The organism is Bradyrhizobium sp. ISRA464 (assembly GCF_029910095.1).
Classification (GTDB): Bacteria; Pseudomonadota; Alphaproteobacteria; order Rhizobiales; family Xanthobacteraceae; genus Bradyrhizobium.
Genome location: NZ_CP094526.1, coordinates 1331590 through 1349995, shown reverse-complemented (window position 1 = coordinate 1349995; position 18406 = coordinate 1331590). Strand labels below are relative to the sequence as shown.

Sequence of the window (18406 nt, the reverse complement as noted above, 5' to 3'; positions counted from 1 at the left end):
CTAACTCCTCACCGCATACACGGCCTTCCCGCTGCGAGCACGAACTCATGAGCAAGTCTATCTTGCGTGATCCTTCGCAGGAGGATCCGCGGGCCGCGTCTGACGAACGCCAAGGGACTCCGCCCGACCCCGATCGGCGTCCCGCCGGCGTGGAAATGGCGCGCGTACTCAAGACTGCACCACTTCGCATGGCTTCAGACCCATCCAGTGGCACGATCGCCCATTGGAAGCATGGAGCTCTGCACGATGTCGTCGAGCCCATGGCTGATCATGTCATCATGACGTACACCGGCTCCATGCAGCGCCTGGAGCGGCGCTCAGGGAGATCGGTTGCGATCGGAACGGCGCGTTCCGGTGTGGTGACGATCATCCCGGCTGGCTCAAGCGCCCGATGGGATATTCCCGGGCTTGTCAACGTCGTTCAGCTCTATCTTCCGCATACAACGCTCCAGCGGGTTGCGAGCGAAGCCGATATGGCCGGTCCCGGCAATCTCCTGGAGCGAACAGGGCATGCCGACACCATCACATCCCGGCTGCTCTTGAGTGCGGCGGATGTCCTGGAGGGCAACGAGGCGCTAGATGCGCTGTTCAGGCAGCAAGTGACAGATCTCCTGGCCACGCGCCTTCTGGCCGCGCATGCCGGATCGCCAACCACGTTTCAGCCGGTTATGGGCGGGCTGTCGCCGAAGGTACTGGTACGCGCCTTCGAACGCTTGCGTTCGGATGTCGATACGGACGTCTCGCTCGCAGCGCTTGCTTCGGAGGCCGGTCTGTCGCGCTTTCATTTCTGCCGTGCGTTCAAGGAGAGCACTGGACTGTCACCCCATGCCTGGCTGCGCCAATACCGGCTGGAGCAGGCGATGAACATGCTGCGCGATAGCGACGCATCGATCGTCGCGATCGCAGCCGCGCTTGGCTATTCCTCGCAGACCGCCTTCGCCGCGGCGTTCAGGAAGCTGACCGGCGAGACGCCGAGCGAGTGGCGGCGCCGCATACGTTAGCAGCAATCACCCTACAGGTACATCAATCGCTCTGGGGCAACGGGCCACTCGGTTCGTTACAACTCGTCGCGACCACACCAACGACAGAGAGGAATGAATGGCCTGGAATAACTCCGTCAGCCGGCTTGCGAACGCATCGCGGCGGAAGGTGCTCGCGACCACGCTCATGTATGCGACTTCGCTAACCGTTCGCTCCACCTCGGCGGCCGGCACAGAAACGAGGAATTCGACACACCCCAACCAAAGGACCGATCTCATGACCTTCGTTACGACCAAAGACGGCGCCCAGATTTTCTACAAGGACTGGGGGCCGAAGTCCGCCCAGCCGATTGTCTTTCATCACGGCTGGCCGCTCAGCTCCGACGACTGGGACACTCAAATGCTGTTCTTCGTCGAGAAAGGCTATCGCGTCATCGCCCATGATCGCCGCGGTCACGGTCGCTCAAGCCAGGTGAGTGACGGCCACGACATGGATCACTACGCAGCCGATGTCGCAGCGGTCGTCGAGCATCTTGATCTTCGTAACGCTGTTCACGTCGGCCATTCCACTGGTGGCGGAGAGGCCGCACGCTATGTTGCGCGACATGGCAGGCATCGAGCGGCAAAGCTGGTCCTGATCGGCGCCGTGCCGCCGTTGATGTTGAAGACGGAGGCCAATCCGGGCGGCTTGCCCATCGGAGCGTTCGACAGCCTGCGCAGGCAGCTCGCCACAAACAGGTCGCAGTTCTATCTCGATTTCGCGGGCGGCCCGTTCTACGGCTACAACCGCCCCGGTGCGGAAGCATCGCCGGCGGTGATCTGGAATTGGTGGCGCCAAGCCATGATGGGCTGCGCCAAGGCACACTACGACGGCATCAAGGCATTCTCCGAGACGGATTTCAGCGAGGACCTCAAGAACATCGCTGTGCCCACGCTCGTCCTGCATGGCGATGACGATCAGATCGTGCCTGTCGCTGACTCCGCGCCTCTGTCGGCGAAGCTGCTGAAACGTAGCACGCTTAAAATCTACGAGAAGCTGCCGCACGGCATGTGCACGACTCATGCCGACCTCGTCAACGACGCGCTGCTCTCGTTCATGGCGGTCTAGCGTCTTCACTTGCGTCTTTGCACCGGAAGAACTCAAACCACTGGAGAAAATCACATGCGACTTGTCATCATTGGCGCCGGCTTCGCCGGCATGTATGCTGCACTTTCCGCTGCCCGTCTGCGCGACATCCAGGGTGTCTCACCCGAGGAACTCGAAATCGCGCTGATCGCACCAGAGCCAACGCTGGTGGTTCGCCCGCGGCTCTACGAACCGAAGCCCGAGACACTGACGGCACCTCTCCAAGATGTCCTCAAGGCCATCGACGTCGTCTATGTGCAAGGCAGCGCCGAGACGATCGACACCAAAGCCCGCACCGTGGACGTCGTCGCCGCCAAAGGCGCGCGAAAGACGCTCCCCTACGATCGTCTGGTTGTCGCCACCGGCAGCAGGCTGTTCCGTCCGAATGTCCCCGGCCTTGCCGAGCACGGCTTTTCCGTCGACCAGCTCGACGATGCGATTGCGCTCGACCGGCATCTGCACAGTCTGGCCGATCGACCGGCAAGGAACGGGCGCGACACGGTCGTCGTGGCCGGGGGCGGCTTCACCGGCATCGAGGCTGCCACCGAGATGCCGGCGCGGCTTCGCGCAGTCCTCGGAAAGAATGCCAACCCTCGCGTCATCATCGTCGATCGCAACAACGCGATCGCCCCCGATATGGGCGAAGGTCCCCGCCCCATCATCGAGGACGCGCTGCGCAAGCTCGGTGTGGAGACCCGGCTCGGCGCCGGCGTCGCCTCGCTCGACGAATCCGGCGTCACGCTTTCCAACGGAGAGCACATCGAAGCCGAGACCGTGATCTGGGCGGCGGGCATTCGCGCCGCGCCGTTGACACAGCAGATCCCCGCCGAGCGCGACAATTTCGGCCGGCTGCTGGTCGACCGCGACTTGCGCGTGCCGGGGGTCGCCGGCGTTTTCGCCACCGGCGATGCGGCCAGGGCAGCATGCGATGATGTCGGCAATTACGCACTGATGTCGTGTCAGCACGCCACGCGGATGGGCGCCTTCGCCGGCAACAATGCCGCCGCGGAGCTGCTGGGCGTGTCGACTAAGCCGTATCACCAGAAGGCCTACGTCACCTGCCTCGACCTCGGAGAAGCCGGCGCACTCTTCACGCGCGGCTGGGAGCGCAAGGTGGAAATGATCGGCGACGTAGCCAAGAAAACCAAGCAGGAAATCAACACCGTGTGGATCTATCCGCCGCGTGCACAGCGTGCCGCCGCGCTGGCCTCGGCCGATCCGGAGCGCGTGACTGACCTCTAGGCGTCTCACACGACATCGGCCGCGCACTCACGCGCGAGCCCACGGCAGTCTGGCTCGATGGCGGCTGGACTGCCCAGTAAACCAAAGAAGGAGATCGAAGATGAAAAGTGAAAAGGTCGTCATCGTGACGGGTGGCAGCTCTGGCATCGGGCGGGCAGCGGCACTACGGTTCGCCAGACAAGGCGATAAGGTGCTCGTGACCGGCCGCCGTTCCGGCCCCATCGAAGAAACGATTGCCGGGCATGCGAACATTGCCGGCCTGGTTGCAGATGCAGCCTCTGCCGAAGATGCCAAGCGCACAATCGCCAAGGCGGTCGATACATGGGGCAAGGTGGATGCGTTGGTCAATAACGCGGGCGCAGGGGCAATCCTTCCGCTGGCCGATGCGACAGCCGATCGGATCATGGACATTTTCTCCGTGAACGTGCTCGGCCCAAGTCTGCTCGCCGCTGCTGCTCTTCCCTACCTGCAGGCAACACGGGGCACGATCATCAATGTCTCAAGCACCTTCGGTCATAAGCCGGCGGCTGGACTGTCCCACTACGCATCCAGCAAGGCGGCGTTGGAGCACTTGACCCGCTGCTGGGCGCTGGAGCTTGCGCCACTCGGCATACGGGTGAACGCCGTCGCCGCGGGGCCAACGGAATCAGGCGCTTTGACTGGCATGATGGGGCTGTCCTTGGAACAGGCTGCGGCCATCAAGGAGCAGGAGCGCGCGCGCATCCCGCTCGGGCGGCGCGGCCTTCCGGACGACGTCGCAGAATGGATCGTGCGGCTTGCCGGCCCAGCTTCGGAATGGATGACGGGGCAGGTGGTCGCTATCGATGGTGGCTTGGGACTGTCTTAGTTGCAGGACGGTACGGCCGCTTTGCGACGCCGACCATTGTTGCCCGAGTGAGCCTTTGTCCTGCGAAAGCCTGAGCGATTGCGCAGGCGCATGCTTAGCAGCAATCGCCCTGTAGGGACCGCAACCGCTCTGGGGCAGTCGCAAGTCAAGTTCGATAGACCATCACGGTGACGCGCCGAGCGTGTCACCGATCTCTGAACACCTCACCAATGTTGACCGCACTTCCCACGCGGGAAGCGCGGCCCGCCCAGGATCGAACGCCCAGATCAAACGCAGGAGTTTTCAAAGATGAACCAGATGATCCGCAACACTCAGCAGGAGACAAACATGAGCCTAGATACTGCCGTTAGATCGAAGCCTGACGAATTGGTTCCGTCGCGCTACGCGCTGAAGGTCGGCGAGATCGACGTGCTGGTGGTCAGCGACGGGGTGCTACCGCTGCCCACCAAGATGTTGGGACACAACGCCGACCCGGCCATCCGGGCGGCCTGGCTGAAGGACATGTTCCTGCCGCAGGACGCTTTCGACTGGGCGCTGAACGCGGTCCTGGTGCGCAGCGGCGGTCGGACCATCCTCATCGACGCAGGATTAGGAGGCGACCCGGACTTGCACCTGCCGCGGGCCGGGCAGTTGATCAAGCGACTGGACGCCGCCGGGATCGATCTTGCGTCCGTGACCGACGTGGTGCTGACTCACATGCACATGGACCACATTGGCGGACTGCTCGTCGACGGGGTGAAGGACCAGTTGCGTCCGGACCTGCGAATCCACGTGGCGGCCGCCGAGGTCAAATTCTGGGAGTCGCCCGATTTCTCCCACACCGCGATGCCACCGGGGTTTCCGGAGGCGCTTCGGTCGGCCGCCAAGCGGTTCGCGAAGGAATACCACAATCAGCTGCGGCAGTTCGATGAGGAGCACGAGGTGGCACCGGGCGTGATCGTCCGTCGCACCGGCGGCCACACCCCCGGGCACAGCGTGGTCCGACTGGCGTCCGGCGGCAACGCGCTGACGTTCGCAGGCGATGCCGTGTTTACGGTCGGCTTTGAGCAACCCGACTGGCACAACGGTTTCGAGCACGACCCCGAAGAGGCGGCGCGCGTTCGGGTCCGTCTCTTGCGGGAGCTGGCTGAGACCGGCGAGATGCTGGTGGCCACTCACCTGCCATTCCCGTCTGTCGGTCGGGTCGCGGTGGACGGCGACGCGTTTCGCTGGGTACCGGTCTTCTGGGACTACTGACCGGTTGTTGGCTTAAATCGAACTGGGGCGCGTACTCGTTGCGCTGATGAGTTCGCGCCCTAGCGAACGCAAACGTACACGATCGTGCTCCAGCGTGGAAAAGCGTGGATTTGGTGCCCAGGGGCGGGATCGAACCACCGACACTGCGATTTTCAGTCGCATGCTCTACCAACTGAGCTACCTGGGCATACCCGGCTTGAGCCGAAAAGGCCGAAGCGAGCGGGCGGTTTATAGAGAGGTCGAAGCGCTGTGTCCACCCGGCTTCGCCATTGGCTTCGCCGGGCGCTGCCCCGGACCAAAGGTTTCCCCAACTTGTTGGGAAATCGGGGCTATTCCGGGTCCTCCTCGTCGTCCTCGCGGCCGGGGACGACATAGGCGCCGCTCAGCCAGCGGTTCAGGTCGACGTCGCGGCAGCGCGGGGAACAGAACGGGCGGAAGGCCTGCTCGGCGGGTTTGCCGCAGATCGGGCAAGGCCGCGCCGGGCCCGAGGGTTTTCGTGCTTGGTCATCCATGGCTGAGACAGCCTACACCAACTGCCGATTCAAGGGCGCGATGGCCGCGAGGCTCCTCTCCTCCTTACAAGGGGAGAGGTGCACTGCGGATGCGGCGCCAAGCTCTATGCCTGTCGGCCCTCACACCGCGACGGAGTTAAGCCAGCCGTAGCGGATCGGAAAGCCCTCGCCGCCGAGCAGCGTCACGGTCTCGTAGAGCGGCAGGCCGACCACATTGGTGTAGGAGCCGACCATCTTGACCACGAAAGATCCGGCGATGCCCTGCACGGCGTAGCCGCCGGCCTTTCCGCGCCATTCCCCGGAGCCGATATAGGCCTGGATGTCGTCCTCGCTAAGCCGCTTGAAGCGGACGCGCGTCTCGACCAGGCGCTGGCGGAATGCCTCCTTCGGCGTCACCACGCAGATCGCGGTGTAGACGCGGTGGTTGCGGCCCGAGAGCAGCCGCAGGCACTGCGCGGCCTCGTCGACCAGATTGGCTTTCGGCAGGATGCGGCGGCCGACCGCGACCACGGTGTCGGCCGCCATGATGAACGAGCCGCGCAGATCATCATCAAGATGCACCGACTTCAGCGCCGCATCCGCTTTGGCGCGCGCCAGACGGTTGGCGCAGGCGCGCGGCAGCTCGCCCCGCCGCGGGGTCTCGTCGACATCGGCCGGGCGCAGCGCATCGGGCTCGATGCCGGCCTGGTTGAGCAGCGCCAGCCGCCGCGGCGAACCGGAAGCAAGAACGAATTTGGGACGGCCTAGCATGCGGGTTTTGGGCTGGAATCGGGGGGACGAACGCGGGCGGAACCTATCGGATGGGGCATGCTTGCACAACCTTGGAACCGGCCGCGAATCGCGCTCCCCGATGGAGACAAGGCCCCATAAGCACAGCTGTTTGTCAGTCTGGCGACAAGCCCCAAATTCGTCGGTCGGATAAGCAGGCCTGTTCACCTCTCCCTTGTGGGAGAGGTCGGAATTCAAGCGCAGCTTGAATTCCGGGTGAGGGGTTCAGGTCTGTCCGTCGACCGCCGTCCCTTGAAAGACCGGGACCCCTCACCCGGATTGCATCTGGCGATGCAATCCGGCCTCTCCCACAAGGAGAGGCGAAGCGGAGTGTGCGGCCACTGTCGAGTTCACTATATGCTTGCCGCCCCCGCTTGCGCAAAGCGGCGGCGGATGCGCAGCAACAGGCTGTCGCAGACCTCGCGATAGGCGGCGAGCTTCTGCTCGCGGTTGCCGTTGGTGCCGGTCGGGTCCTGCGTCGGCCAATATTCGACGTCGGCGGCGAGCGTCCGGGTGAGATCGAGCGCCTTGTGGTGCGCCTCCGGCGACAGCGTGATGATCAGGTCGAAGTTCAACCCTTCCCAATCCTCGAGCTCCTCGAAGGTGACGGGCTTGTGGCCGGAGATGTCCTGGCCGTATTCGGCCATCACGGCGACCGCGAACGGGTCGAGCTCGCCCTTCTTCACGCCGGCCGAGCGCACATAGAGACCTTGCGGGAACATGTGCTGCAGCAGGCTCTCGGCCATCGGCGAGCGTACGGCGTTGTGGCCGCATGCGAACAGCACGGCCTGCGGATTGCGCGCGCGCGGCGCCTCCATGCGATCAGGCTTTTTTCGACCGGGGCACGCCCCCGTCAAGCTTGGCGTCCCCCATCACGCGCCCTCACCCTTCCAGTGCAGCACAGTGATCAGCGTGAACAGCCGCCGCGCGGTCTCGAAGTCGACGCGCACCTTGCCCTTGAGCCGCTCCTGCAGCGTGCGCGAGCCCTCGTCATGGATGCCACGGCGGCCCATATCGATCGCCTCGATCTTGTCCGGCGTCGCGGTGCGGATCGCCTGGTAGTAGCTGTCGCAGATCATGAAGTAATCCTTCACGACGCGGCGGAACGGCGTCAGCGACAGCAGATGCGCCACCACGGGCGTGCCGTCCTCCTTGCGGATGTCGAACATCAGCCGGTTGCCAGTGATGGCGATGTGCAGCGTGTAAGGGCCGGGCTCGGTGCCCTCGGGCGCGAACAGATTCTGCTCGATCAGGTCGTAGATCGCGATCGCGCGCTCATGCTCGATGTCGGGCCCGGAACGGCCGATCGATTCCTCGTCGAGCGTCACCGCGACGATGCGATTGTTGGAATCCTCGTCGGCAGGTGGCTTGGTCATGAGAGGTTGAGGCGCAATCCGACGGAACGTGAATGGGCATCGAGACCCTCGGCCTGGCCGAGCGTCATCGCGGCGGGCCCGAGCGCGCGGAGCTGATCCGGCCCGCACTTCAGGATCGAGGTTCGCTTCATGAAGTCAAGCACCCCGAGGCCCGACGAGAACCGCGCCGAGCGCGCGGTCGGCAGCACATGGTTGGAGCCGCCGACATAGTCGCCGATCGCCTCCGGCGTGTGTGCGCCCAAGAAGATCGCGCCGGCATTGCGGACCTTCTGCGACAGGCCCTCGGCGTCCGCGGTCATGATCTCCAGATGCTCGGCCGCGATCGCGTTGGCGAGCTCGATCGCGTCCTCGAGTTTCGCCACCTGGATCACCGCGCCGAAGTCGTTCCACGAAGCGCGCGCGATCGCGGCGCGCGGCAGCGTCGCAAGCTGCGCCTCGACCGCGCGCTCGACATCGGTGGCGAGCAGCGGACTGTCGGTGATCAGGATCGACTGCGCGCTGACATCATGCTCGGCCTGCGCCAGAAGGTCGGCCGCGATCCAGTCGGCATTGCCGGTGTCGTCGGCGATCACAAGCACCTCGGAAGGGCCGGCGATCATATCGATGCCGACCTTGCCGAACACCAGGCGCTTGGCCGCGGCGACATAGGCATTGCCGGGGCCGACGATCTTGGCGACCGGCGCAATCGTCGCGGTGCCATAGGCGAGCGCGGCCACCGCCTGCGCGCCGCCGACGCGGTAAATCTCGGAGACGCCGCCGAGATCGGCGGCCGCGAGCACCAGCGGGTTCAGCCTGCCGTCCGGCGCCGGCACCACCATCACCACCCGCGGCACACCGGCGACCTTGGCCGGCACCGCGTTCATCAGCACCGAGGACGGATAGGCCGCGGTGCCGCCGGGCACGTAGAGCCCGACCGCGTCGACCGCGCTCCAGCGCCAGCCAAGCTCGACGCCGGCGGCATCGGTGAAACGCTCGTCCTTCGGCATCTGGCGGCGATGGAAGGTCTCGATCCGGTCGCGGGCGAATTTGAGCGCCTCGACCGTCTTGGGGTCGCAGGCCTTTACCGCGGCATCGACCTCGGCTGCGGTGACGCGCAGACCGGATGCGTCGATGTCGAGCCGGTCGAACTTCTTCGTCGCCTCGATCAGCGCGGCATCGCCGCGGGCCACCACGTCGTCGACGATGGCACGGGTGGCGCGCTCGACATCGGCCGATACCTCGCGCTTGGCTGCCAGGAAATCGCGGAATCGCTGGTCGAAATCGGCGCTCTGTCGGTCCAGGCGAACGGGCATGGCGGCTTTCTAAGGATGACTCGAGGGATCACGTCCACTGCTCAATGGCGCGGCGGATTATGGCCGTCAACCCTTCGAGGCTCCTCATTCCGAACCCGGTGCGGCGGATCGGCACGGAATGCCGCGTCCCGGGCTCTAATGGCGCGAAGTCCCGAGATCGTCGGTCCCGAGATCGGTCAATTCGCACTCCAGGCACTCGACATCCAGCCGCAGCGCCGCGCCGTGGCTGAACATCAGCAGCGCGCTGCCGCCCGGCGGATCGGTGGCACAGAATTCGATCCCGAGCAGTTCCAGGGTGGCTTCCGGGGCCGCCAGGTCGATGTTGCGCGACTTGCAGGCCAGCACCCGGTCGAAGCGCAGCGCGGCGAGCAGCCGCCGCGAGCAGGCCCCGCCCGACAGGGTCTGCTCCCAGTCCAGCCTGTTCATGCCGACCACGAGGCGCTTCTCGCACTGCCGCCAGACGATGTCACAGGCCTGGACGCGCGCGTCCTGCACATGGGCGGAAATGACCGCAAGGTCATCGGCGTCAAGCGCAATCAGTTTCAACGGGGCGGTCAGCGACATGACGACAGATATAGTGGCTCCCCGCGCGGGAAGTACCGGCGCCCGGGACAAAAAACTGCCGGATGACGTCGCCGTAGCGGAACCCGATTTCCCGAGGGTCTTCACGCGCGAGACGTCGCACTCAACGCGTTGCAGCCTGCATCCGCTTTGCTACAGCGTCGGGCTGCTATCGTCGGCGAGATAGCCATGCAGAGCGGCGACCACCTGTGCGCCCTCGCCGATCGCGCCACCGACGCGCTTGATCGAGCCGGAGCGGACGTCGCCGACCGCGAACACGCCAGGCACGGAGGTTTCAAGCTGCGGCACCGACCGCGCGCCCTCGCCGTTCTGAACGCCGGTCAGCACGAAGCCGGCGCGATCGACCTGTACGCCGCAGCCGTCGAGCCAGCCGGTGGCCGGATCGGCGCCGACGAACAGGAAGAGGTTGCGGATGTCGAGCGTGAACTCGTCGGGCGCGAGCCGGCTGCGCCAGCGCACGCGCTCCAGCGTCTCGGCGCCCTCGAGCCCGATCACCTCGGTGTTGAACATCAAGTCGATGTTCGGCGTCGCCTCGATGCGCTCGATCAGATAGCGCGACATGCTGGCGCCCAGCCCGCCGCCGCGGATCATCATGGTGACCTTGCGGACATGCCCCGAGAGAAACACCGCCGCCTGGCCCGCGGAATTGCCGCCGCCGACCAGCACGACCTCCTGGTTGGCACAGAGCCGCGCCTCGATCGGCGAGGCCCAGTACCAGACGCCGCGGCCCTCATAGGCATCGAGATTGTCGATCGCGGGTCGCCGATAGCGTGCGCCGCTCGCGATCACGATCGATTTGGCGCGCAGCGTGTGCCCGCATTCGGTGGCGAGCGCGAACACGCCCGACGTCTTCGAGCAGTCGAGCGATTTCACGGAGACCGGGATCAGCATCTCGGCGCCGAATTTCTGCGCCTGGTTGAAGGCGCGCCCGGCGAGCGCCTGGCCGGAGATGCCGGTCGGGAATCCCAGATAGTTTTCGATGCGCGCGCTGGCGCCGGCCTGGCCGCCGAAGGCCCGCGAATCGAACACCGCGACCGACAGCCCTTCGGACGCCGCATAGACCGCGGTGGCAAGCCCCGCCGGGCCGCTGCCGACCACGGCGACATCGTAGAGCTTGTCATGGGCATGGCTGCCGATCATGCCAAGCGCCATCGCAAGCGCCGTCTCCGATGGATTGCGCAGCACGGCGCCGTTGGGACAGACCACCAGCGGCAGGTCGGCGCGGGAGGCCGAATAGCGCGCGACGAGGTCGGCGGCGTCCTTGTCGGTCTCGGGATCGAGGAAGTGATGCGGCTGGCCGTTGCGCGACAGGAAATTCTGCAGCCGCGCCATGTTGCCGAGCGATGCGGAGCCGATCAGCACCGGCCCGCCGGCGCCACCCTGGATCAGGCTGACCCGGCGCAGGATCAGCGCACGCATGATGCGCTCGCCGAGATCGGCCTCGGCGACCAGGAGCGCACGCAATTTGGCCGGGGGAAGCAACAAGGTCTCGACATCGCCGTCGGCATGGCCGTCGACCAGCGCGGCGCGGCCGGAAAGCTGGCCGATCTCGGCAAGGAATTGACCTTCGCCCTGATCGATGATCGGCGTGACATGGCCGAGGCCGTCGCGCTGGGTGATCGCGACCGAGCCCGACAGCACCACGAACATGCCGGGCCCGGGCTTGCCGGTCTCGAACAGCGCCTCGCCGTCCTTGTAGGAACGCGGCTCGCCGAAGCGGCGCATGCGCTCGATCTCGTGCGGCATTAGCGTCGGGAAGGTCTGCTCATGACGTGGAAAGGCGTAGGCGGTGGCGTTCAGTCGATCGATCGTCGTTTCGTCCGCAGCCATCTCAGCCACCCGCTTCCCCGCACCGCTTCACGCGCCAGCTAGCGCTCGCGCCCGTTTCCGCCCGCGTCATCTAGGGAGCCATCGGCCGCTTCGGAAGGAGCGGCCTCATCCCGGCCACGCGCCTGCGATTTCCGCCGTTTCAGATTTTCACGCAGCGCCAACTTCAACCGGTCCCGTCGTGACTCCTTCGCGCGGGCTCCGGCCTGTCCAGCGCCCTTATCCTGATCGCTCGTCATCCTCTGAACGCTCGTCGCCAATGCCTTTCACGACCAATAGTAAACAATGCCCCGACGCTGCGCACCCACCCGGCCGGCTAGTACCCGGAATCAGAGCTGGGTGATACGGCGGCCTTTGAATCGGCGTTGACGGACCTTTTTCTTGGTCCAGACGAAGGGCTCGGCTCTGCCGTTGTATGCGGTGACGTAGGCATCGATGTGATCCTGAAGCTGCTTGAGGCTTGTGAAGGAGGTGCCGCTGAGCGACTGCCCCTGCAGGATCGAAAACCACACCTCGACCTGATTGAGCCAGGACGCACTCGTCGGCGTGAAATGGAATTGCACATTGGGATGGGCCTTGAGCCAGTCCTCGTTCTTCTTGTGGATGTTGAGATTGTCGAGGATGACGTGAAGCTTCCGGCCCGGAAAGGCCGCGGTGACGCTGGTCATGAAGCCGAGAAACTCGACGCGGCGCCGCCGTTTTGAATGCGTCGCGATGATCTTCCCGGTGGCGACTTCGAGTGCCGCAAACAATGTTGTGGTGCCATGCCGCTTGTAGTCGTGGCTCTGGCCGGTCAAGGCGCGGCCATTGGGCAGTTTCAGATAACCCTGCGCTCGCTCCAAAGCCTGGATCGAGGGCTTCTCGTCCACGCACAGCACAATGGCCTTCGCGGGCGGGGCGACATAGAGGCCGACAACATCGGCGGCTTTGGCCGTGAAGTTCGGGTCGTTGCTCTCGCACCAGGACTTGCGAGCCGCGAGGTCGATCTTGTGGCTGCGCAGAAACCGCCAGACATATTGGACGTCAACATCGCCCAGCGCCTCGGCCAGCAGGGGCCCGGTCCAGCGTGCGAACCCTTGCGGGGGCGGCTGGTCCAGCAGCTTCAGAATCCGCTTGTCCGTGGCCTTCGTATAGATCGGCTGCTTGCCCGGGCGCGGCTTGTCTTGCAGCCCTTCAAGGCCTTGGTCGGCATAACGATGCCGCCAAAGGCTGACAATCCGCGGCTGGACCCCAACTTCCTTGGCGATCGATCGGGTGCTGCGCCCGTCCGCCGCCAACAGAACTATCCGCGCCCGCTTCAAATCGCGCAGCAACGTCATCGGTGAGCGACAGCACGCCTCAAGCACCTTGCGATCTTTCCTCGAAAGGTGGACTTCTCTTGCTTCGGGTATCATCCATATCTTGAATCACGACTCACGATCCAAGAAAAGTGGGTACTAGGGTACGATTCGGCTTTGGTTGGCGTAGAGTGGCCCGATCAGCGGAATTGGGAACCAAATCGGCAGGGAATCGACCGAATTGCAGCGGATCGCGGCACAAAATGCCATTTTCGGTCGCCTTTGCAGGTTTCCGGGGCGCTCTTTCGCTTGCGCCAAGGGGAGGCCTGTGGCAAGAACCGCCCGCTTGGACGGGCCCTTGGGGCCGATTCTATTTCCCGGGCATGCTGCCGTAGCTCAGTGGTAGAGCACTCCATTGGTAATGGAGAGGTCGACAGTTCAATCCTGTCTGGCAGCACCACCTATCCTATTGATAGACTTAGATCCTCTTGCAATCACAGCATTAATCCCGTTTGTGTGCCACAAATCGTCGCCACAAACACTAGGAAGTCATGGCTGGGAAAGTGCGATACCTGATCCAACGGGACGGTAGGTATCATGCGAGGATCGTCGTCCCGCCGCGGCTTCGGCCGATTATCAAGAAAGTAGAGCTGAGCGTCGCTCTGGGGGCCGATCGCCGCGTTGCGCTCCGACATCACACTCGCCTGCCAAGCAAGAAAGTGATCGCCCGCCGCGCAAACCTCGAGTCGAGCGCTATAGTGTGGGTATCGGCCGTCATTGATCAAACTAGGAGTAACAATGCCTACTGGTATCATGGCAATTCCTCTGGAGACGTCGAACTTGCTGACCCTCATTCAGGCAGCGGCCCGATTGGAGCCGCACCTCGGACGGGTGAATCCCATAAATTGGCTCGCGGACACGCGCCGGGCAAAATCCTATTATCGAGATCTCGGCGTGAAGCCTCCTGTGCCGGTCATACATGACCGCCGTCTGCACTACACCGAAGAAGAGATAGAGCGAGTAATCGCCGAACTGAAAGCGGTGAAGAGCGGTCGTTGACCGTTGTTGTTGTCGTGCGCAGCATTCCGAGTGACGAACTAAAATCGGTAGCCCAGCGCCATGCTCACGGACGGTGTGTAGTAGAAGGTGAACCCGCTTCCTGGGGTAGAGTGTCCTGTCAATTCGGCCTCTGCCCTGACAAACAAGCTATTGAAATTGCGCTCAACGCCGGCACCTATGGACACCACGGGCGCGTAGCCGTTGACAAGAGTCGACGTGGTAGTCGGTCCATTTCCTTGGGACGCACACGAAGCAGCCAAGTAGTCGATGCCACCATTTGAGTTCGGTCTCTGAATAATGGTCGGCTTGTAGCAGTAGACCGACCTGGAATCGTCAGCGGTATAGATCGATTCTGATTTCTCGATACCAGCGCCAGCCCGTCCGTAAAACAGCCAGTCACTGGCTGTGAAGCCAACTCTAAACGAAGCATCGGCCGCGTAGGGCCTTCGGTAACTTGCGCTGTATCGAGGAGCAGAGAACAAAGTTACCCTGTCGGTGGAAATGCCTCCACCAGGCGCGCATCCCCAGCATGAGCCGATCCAGACGGGCAACGGCGTTGAACTTGGAGATGGTTCTACCGAATCTTCCGCCTTCGCAAAGCTGTAGCGGCCCCGCAACTCGGCCCCGACCAATAGATTGCCTTGGACTACATTGTAGCCCGCAAACGCGCCGACCGATGGACCTTGGACCGCTCCGCCAGGTGCGTATGGGGTCAGGCCGAAATTGCTCTGGTTTCCGGTTCCCATACTTGCGATGTCGTATCCCCCAGATGCGCCAGCATAGGCCCCTGCAAATTGGGAGCGTCGGGGAGGAGTCGCGATCGGAGCGGGCTTCACCACCCCGGCTGGCGGGCTAACGTTGGCAATCGGTTTAGTCCGCTCGATCCGTGCGGCCGCATCGTAGCACGCAAGTCGCTCCTTCCCGGCCTTCAGATTTGCACAGAATTTGAGATCCTCCGAGATCTCGGCACGCGCCGAAAAACTCGCGACCGCAATAGCGATCACGATCAAACCCGCCCAGCCCCGCATTCCCCATTGCACCCCATTAGCCCTACGGGGCAATCAACCGGAGCTGGTCGGCCGGGGCAAGCTCTACCAAAGCCTAATACCTCTGATAACTTCCATTATCACAAGCTGCGGAATTGCAGCTCAGAACGACGAGATCACCTGGGAATCGGAAAGCACGGGACTTTGGCGGTAGCTGACTTAACGAGACAGGCGGTCTTAGATGCGATTGCCGAGTTCGACGAGCTTCGGCGAGAACCGTTCCTCGAGAAATACGGCTTCGGTAAGTCACGTGGATATTTTATTGAGCACAATGGCAAGCGATACGATAGCAAGGCCATTGCGGGCGCCGCGCATGGCAAGCTAGGTGGTGGCTTTCAGGCGCTTTCGTCGGGCGACTTCAGCGGCGGTGATAAGGCAGTCGCCAGGCGGCTCCGCCAGCTCCGTTTCGCTGTCCCGGAACCCTCGGACGCCAAACCCATCGGAATCCCCTACGAAATTGGAAACCTCTACAACCGCCAACGGGATATCCATCAAGTTTATGGTGGACAGGAGCGCGGCGGCATCACGACGCCCAGTGGCTGTCCCTTCGTTTTCCTTTTCACCGGGGAATCCGGCGAGCAATTTGGATACTCCGATGGCTGGCGACCCGACGGAATATTCGCCTACACCGGCGAGGGCCAAAGCGGCGATATGACATTCGTTCGCGGCAATCGAGCAATCCGGGACCATTTGGCAGACGGCCGGGACCTGCTCTTGTTCGAAGCCACGCGGTCTAAGGGTAGCTACCGGTATATCGGGTGTTTCGCGTTCGCGGGCTTTGAGACGGTGAACGCGCCTGACCGTGAAGGAAAGCAGCGAAAGGCAATTGTCTTCGAACTCGTCCCAGTCGAAGCACAATCTGCACCAGAAGATCGTGAGGAGCCTGATCTCGACAAGAAGTCGCTAGCAGAACTGCGCGAGCTGGCCCTAACGGCAGCGGCCACGCCGAAGGCTCCTTCAAACGAGTCACAGCGAACGTATTATGCTCGAAGCATCAAGGTAAAAGCTTACGTTCTGAAGCGGGCAAATGGCGTTTGTGAAGCATGTAAGAAAGCTGCACCGTTCCTAAGAAAAAACGGCAGCCCATATTTGGAACCTCACCACATCAAGCGCGTCGCCGACGGCGGGCCAGATCATCCCGCTTCTGTGGGAGCGGTGTGCCCAACGTGCCACCGGCTTATTCATCATGGCGCGCAAGGTTCTGAACTGAACAGTCAGCTCGAGATTTACGTCACTCAATTGGAAGAGGAACTGGATAGCCAAGCGCTATTCACACAAAATTCAGCTTCACAAATCAACCACAAAAAAGCCGCCCACAAAAATGCAAGCCCTTGAAATAATTTACATTTTCTAGAGGTGGAGAAAGTTCAATCCTGTCTGGCAGCACCAGGCTTTCCTCGACACCGGCGGCTGTTGCGGCGATGCGCTGGGTCAATCCCGCGGGTAGAGCGTTCGTGGCGCGACCCACCGGAACATTCTCCGGCCGAAGGCGCCTGACAGCCCGACAAACAAGATTGCCGTGCCCAAGTTCCACATTAGGATCATCACGCTCGCGTCGATCACATGAAACAGCGACAGCGCCGTCGCCGTGATCGCAGCCACCGCCAGACTACCCATCATGGTCGCTGCGGTCGGGCGGAGCGGCGCCGCGTAGCGCAGCATGACCAGCATGGCGAGCGACAAAGGCAAGCTGGTCAGCACCAGAGTTGCGAAACATCGTGCGGCTTCGCCAAAGCTCATACCTCCGGGCCCAATCGAGACCCACTCTGTCAGACACTGATAGCCAATATTCGATAGCCACAGGACCAGCGCCGGGAGCGGCAGAAGAAGCCAGAGGCGCGATCGATCGGGAAGACTGACAAGGAAGGCGGCGACGGCACCGAGCACGCCGGTCAAAGCCGAGGCCGCCATGCACACAGCAAATGCCGGCTGATGCAGCTTCTGAACGAGGTCGGGGCGGACGCCCTGATTAACGGCGAGGAGCATCAACACCGCGGCCGCAAGCAGGAGCCAGCAGGCTGCCCGCATCACAGGTGGTCGCAACCGCCGGACCGGCGTAGCGTTCGCGGCAAGCGAAGCAATAAGATCGGATGTCTTGATCACGGCTCGCTCCGATCGACCAGCATCTTCTTGAGGCTCTTCAGGGCGCGGTGGACGTTCACCTTGAGCGACGTGACGGACATGCCGCTCACGACCGCAGCCTCCTTTAATGACATCTCCCTGAGCTTGAGCAACCGGATGGCATGTCGCTGCGCAGGGGGAAGATTGTCGACGATCCCCTCGAGTTCCTGACGGTCCGGGCTCTCCTCGAAGTTCGTTTGAGGCTCGCAAAAGGCTTCATGCTCGGCGGTCAAGGCGACCTCCCGCTCGCGCCGGCGGCCCTGGCGGCGCAACCGGTCGATGAAGCGCCGGTTGGCGATCGCGACCAGCCATGGCGCAAACGGGCGGGCAGGATCGTAGGTCTGCCGGATCGAATGCACGGTCAGCAGCACGTCCTGGACGGCATCCTCGACGTCGCTGGAGTCCCGGTGTCTTCGTGCCGCAAGCGAGCGCAGATAGGGTGTGATTTCCTGCAGCAGCCGGTGATAGGCGGCTCGGTCACCAACCTGAGCATGGGCCATCAGGATGGACCAATCGACATCTCTCGCGACCGGTGCGGTTTGGCGGCCGCCCTCGTCTTTCCCGACGAGCCGAAGCGATGGTCCGCTGCCGCGGGGATCAGGCGACATCACGCGCGCCTCCCCGCTTCCTGGAAGACCATAACCTATCGAGCCAATGGTCAAGGGACAACGCGCCTGGGCCGAGCGCGATGATGGCGAGCGCGAGCCCTGCCCAGGGCAGGTGAAAGTTTGCCCAGCCTTCCGGCACCACGAGCTGGATGACACCGGTCATGACGAGCAGCCCGAGGGCGGAGAAGCGGGTCGCAAGCCCCAGCACGAGCAGAACGGGGAGCACGATCTCAGCAATACTGTCGACATAGGCGAACACGGTCGGCACAGGAAAGTCGTAGGCTTGACCGAAGATATGTAGCTTGAATTCGTCCTCGAAGAGATACTCCGCGGCTGGCGAAAGGGACAGGAAGCCAACCCATTTGGTGAGCCCGGATTTGAAGAAGGGCACGGCAAGCGCGACGCGCAGCACCGGAGGCGCGATGACCAGGGCGACGCGGGCGAGCCATCCCGCGATCGCTCGTATTGCACTGTCGAAATTTGCGATGATGGCCGCCCCGGTCATGT

19 protein-coding genes and 2 tRNA genes are annotated in these 18406 nt (G+C 63.3%); 8 read left to right on the top strand and 13 right to left on the bottom strand.

The window, feature by feature from the left end; genetic code table 11:
- Window positions 1-47 precede the first annotated feature (47 nt).
- The 5 genes from MTX19_RS06290 to MTX19_RS06270 all read left to right on the top strand — a co-directional run bounded on the left by MTX19_RS06290 (window position 48) and on the right by MTX19_RS06270 (window position 5431).
- A complete protein-coding gene (locus tag MTX19_RS06290) occupies window positions 48-1001 on the top strand; it encodes an AraC family transcriptional regulator (RefSeq protein ID WP_280982879.1) in 954 nt (317 codons plus the stop codon).
- A gap of 256 nt (window positions 1002-1257) precedes the next feature.
- Window positions 1258-2088: an alpha/beta hydrolase gene (locus MTX19_RS06285; protein WP_280982878.1), complete on the top strand. Its 831-nt coding sequence runs from the start codon at window positions 1258-1260 to the stop codon at window positions 2086-2088.
- A gap of 54 nt (window positions 2089-2142) precedes the next feature.
- Window positions 2143-3348 carry an NAD(P)/FAD-dependent oxidoreductase gene (locus tag MTX19_RS06280; protein WP_280982877.1) on the top strand — a complete coding sequence of 402 codons (1206 nt, stop codon included), beginning with the start codon at window positions 2143-2145 and terminating at the stop codon, window positions 3346-3348.
- A gap of 100 nt (window positions 3349-3448) precedes the next feature.
- On the top strand, window positions 3449-4195 hold the full coding sequence (locus tag MTX19_RS06275; protein ID WP_280982876.1) for an SDR family oxidoreductase: 747 nt from the start codon (window positions 3449-3451) through the stop codon (window positions 4193-4195).
- 288 nt (window positions 4196-4483) lie between these two features.
- A complete protein-coding gene (locus MTX19_RS06270; protein WP_280982875.1) occupies window positions 4484-5431 on the top strand; it encodes an MBL fold metallo-hydrolase in 948 nt (315 codons plus the stop codon).
- A gap of 111 nt (window positions 5432-5542) precedes the next feature.
- Here MTX19_RS06270 and MTX19_RS06265 read toward each other — a convergent pair.
- The 9 genes from MTX19_RS06265 to MTX19_RS06220 form a co-directional block, all read right to left on the bottom strand.
- Window positions 5543-5618: transfer RNA gene (locus MTX19_RS06265), tRNA-Phe, on the bottom strand.
- A gap of 142 nt (window positions 5619-5760) precedes the next feature.
- Window positions 5761-5943, bottom strand: a complete 183-nt coding sequence (gene yacG / locus MTX19_RS06260) for a DNA gyrase inhibitor YacG (RefSeq protein WP_280982874.1) — start codon at window positions 5941-5943, stop codon at window positions 5761-5763.
- A 120-nt stretch (window positions 5944-6063) separates the two neighbouring features.
- Window positions 6064-6693, bottom strand: coding sequence for a Maf-like protein (locus tag MTX19_RS06255; RefSeq protein ID WP_280982873.1), 630 nt, complete (start codon window positions 6691-6693; stop codon window positions 6064-6066).
- A gap of 371 nt (window positions 6694-7064) precedes the next feature.
- Window positions 7065-7529 carry a low molecular weight phosphatase family protein gene (locus tag MTX19_RS06250; protein ID WP_280973952.1) on the bottom strand — a complete coding sequence of 155 codons (465 nt, stop codon included), beginning with the start codon at window positions 7527-7529 and terminating at the stop codon, window positions 7065-7067.
- A 54-nt stretch (window positions 7530-7583) separates the two neighbouring features.
- Entirely contained in the window at window positions 7584-8087 is a 504-nt protein-coding gene (locus MTX19_RS06245; RefSeq protein WP_280982872.1) for a UPF0262 family protein, read from the bottom strand.
- Window positions 8084-9379, bottom strand: a complete 1296-nt coding sequence (hisD, locus tag MTX19_RS06240) for a histidinol dehydrogenase (RefSeq protein WP_280982871.1) — start codon at window positions 9377-9379, stop codon at window positions 8084-8086. The genes MTX19_RS06245 and hisD overlap by 4 nt, the downstream gene beginning before the upstream one ends.
- 135 nt (window positions 9380-9514) lie before the next feature.
- Window positions 9515-9937, bottom strand: coding sequence for a DUF2948 family protein (locus MTX19_RS06235; protein ID WP_280978281.1), 423 nt, complete (start codon window positions 9935-9937; stop codon window positions 9515-9517).
- A 156-nt stretch (window positions 9938-10093) separates the two neighbouring features.
- Window positions 10094-11791 carry an FAD-dependent oxidoreductase gene (locus MTX19_RS06230; protein ID WP_280982870.1) on the bottom strand — a complete coding sequence of 566 codons (1698 nt, stop codon included), beginning with the start codon at window positions 11789-11791 and terminating at the stop codon, window positions 10094-10096.
- Between the two features lie 326 nt (window positions 11792-12117).
- On the bottom strand, window positions 12118-13182 hold the full coding sequence (locus tag MTX19_RS06220; RefSeq protein WP_280979847.1) for an IS630 family transposase: 1065 nt from the start codon (window positions 13180-13182) through the stop codon (window positions 12118-12120).
- Between the two features lie 268 nt (window positions 13183-13450).
- Between MTX19_RS06220 and MTX19_RS06215 the strand changes: the two genes are divergently transcribed.
- Both MTX19_RS06215 and MTX19_RS06210 read left to right on the top strand, forming a co-directional pair.
- Window positions 13451-13525 (top strand) — tRNA-Thr (locus MTX19_RS06215).
- 338 nt (window positions 13526-13863) lie between these two features.
- Window positions 13864-14124: a hypothetical protein gene (locus MTX19_RS06210; protein WP_280985886.1), complete on the top strand. Its 261-nt coding sequence runs from the start codon at window positions 13864-13866 to the stop codon at window positions 14122-14124.
- Between the two features lie 38 nt (window positions 14125-14162).
- Here the strand turns inward: MTX19_RS06210 and MTX19_RS06205 are convergent, their stop codons facing one another.
- Window positions 14163-15152: a hypothetical protein gene (locus tag MTX19_RS06205; protein ID WP_280982867.1), complete on the bottom strand. Its 990-nt coding sequence runs from the start codon at window positions 15150-15152 to the stop codon at window positions 14163-14165.
- Window positions 15153-15314: 162 nt separating this feature from the next.
- Here MTX19_RS06205 and MTX19_RS06200 point away from each other — a divergent pair, with 162 nt between their 5' ends.
- Window positions 15315-16505, top strand: coding sequence for an HNH endonuclease signature motif containing protein (locus tag MTX19_RS06200; protein ID WP_280982866.1), 1191 nt, complete (start codon window positions 15315-15317; stop codon window positions 16503-16505).
- A 96-nt stretch (window positions 16506-16601) separates the two neighbouring features.
- Here MTX19_RS06200 and MTX19_RS06195 read toward each other — a convergent pair whose 3' ends face one another.
- The 3 genes from MTX19_RS06195 to MTX19_RS06185 are packed head-to-tail and all read right to left on the bottom strand — an operon-like array spanning window position 16602 to window position 18404.
- Window positions 16602-17273, bottom strand: coding sequence for a DUF1109 domain-containing protein (locus MTX19_RS06195; RefSeq protein ID WP_280982865.1), 672 nt, complete (start codon window positions 17271-17273; stop codon window positions 16602-16604).
- Complete coding sequence (locus MTX19_RS06190) at window positions 17270-17899, bottom strand: sigma-70 family RNA polymerase sigma factor (RefSeq protein ID WP_280982864.1); 630 nt, start codon at window positions 17897-17899, stop codon at window positions 17270-17272. Before MTX19_RS06190 ends, MTX19_RS06195 begins: the two co-directional genes overlap by 4 nt.
- Window positions 17889-18404, bottom strand: coding sequence for a DoxX family protein (locus MTX19_RS06185; protein WP_280982863.1), 516 nt, complete (start codon window positions 18402-18404; stop codon window positions 17889-17891). Before MTX19_RS06185 ends, MTX19_RS06190 begins: the two co-directional genes overlap by 11 nt.
- Between the last annotated feature and the right edge of the window lie 2 nt (window positions 18405-18406).

What these genes read in the sequence shown, in the direction of transcription:
- MTX19_RS06290 (WP_280982879.1), top strand. Translation starts at nt 48, where the DNA reads ATGAGCAAGTCTATCTTGCGTGATCCTTCGCAGGAGGATCCGCGGGCC.
- MTX19_RS06285 (WP_280982878.1), top strand. Translation starts at nt 1,258, where the DNA reads ATGACCTTCGTTACGACCAAAGACGGCGCCCAGATTTTCTACAAGGAC.
- MTX19_RS06280 (WP_280982877.1), top strand. Translation starts at nt 2,143, where the DNA reads ATGCGACTTGTCATCATTGGCGCCGGCTTCGCCGGCATGTATGCTGCA.
- MTX19_RS06275 (WP_280982876.1), top strand. Translation starts at nt 3,449, where the DNA reads ATGAAAAGTGAAAAGGTCGTCATCGTGACGGGTGGCAGCTCTGGCATC.
- MTX19_RS06270 (WP_280982875.1), top strand. Translation starts at nt 4,484, where the DNA reads ATGAACCAGATGATCCGCAACACTCAGCAGGAGACAAACATGAGCCTA.
- yacG (WP_280982874.1), bottom strand. Translation starts at nt 5,943, where the DNA reads ATGGATGACCAAGCACGAAAACCCTCGGGCCCGGCGCGGCCTTGCCCG.
- MTX19_RS06255 (WP_280982873.1), bottom strand. Translation starts at nt 6,693, where the DNA reads ATGCTAGGCCGTCCCAAATTCGTTCTTGCTTCCGGTTCGCCGCGGCGG.
- MTX19_RS06250 (WP_280973952.1), bottom strand. Translation starts at nt 7,529, where the DNA reads ATGGAGGCGCCGCGCGCGCGCAATCCGCAGGCCGTGCTGTTCGCATGC.
- MTX19_RS06245 (WP_280982872.1), bottom strand. Translation starts at nt 8,087, where the DNA reads ATGACCAAGCCACCTGCCGACGAGGATTCCAACAATCGCATCGTCGCG.
- hisD (WP_280982871.1), bottom strand. Translation starts at nt 9,379, where the DNA reads ATGCCCGTTCGCCTGGACCGACAGAGCGCCGATTTCGACCAGCGATTC.
- MTX19_RS06230 (WP_280982870.1), bottom strand. Translation starts at nt 11,791, where the DNA reads ATGGCTGCGGACGAAACGACGATCGATCGACTGAACGCCACCGCCTAC.
- MTX19_RS06220 (WP_280979847.1), bottom strand. Translation starts at nt 13,182, where the DNA reads ATGATACCCGAAGCAAGAGAAGTCCACCTTTCGAGGAAAGATCGCAAG.
- MTX19_RS06210 (WP_280985886.1), top strand. Translation starts at nt 13,864, where the DNA reads ATGCCTACTGGTATCATGGCAATTCCTCTGGAGACGTCGAACTTGCTG.
- MTX19_RS06205 (WP_280982867.1), bottom strand. Translation starts at nt 15,152, where the DNA reads ATGCGGGGCTGGGCGGGTTTGATCGTGATCGCTATTGCGGTCGCGAGT.
- MTX19_RS06190 (WP_280982864.1), bottom strand. Translation starts at nt 17,899, where the DNA reads ATGTCGCCTGATCCCCGCGGCAGCGGACCATCGCTTCGGCTCGTCGGG.
- MTX19_RS06185 (WP_280982863.1), bottom strand. Translation starts at nt 18,404, where the DNA reads ATGACCGGGGCGGCCATCATCGCAAATTTCGACAGTGCAATACGAGCG.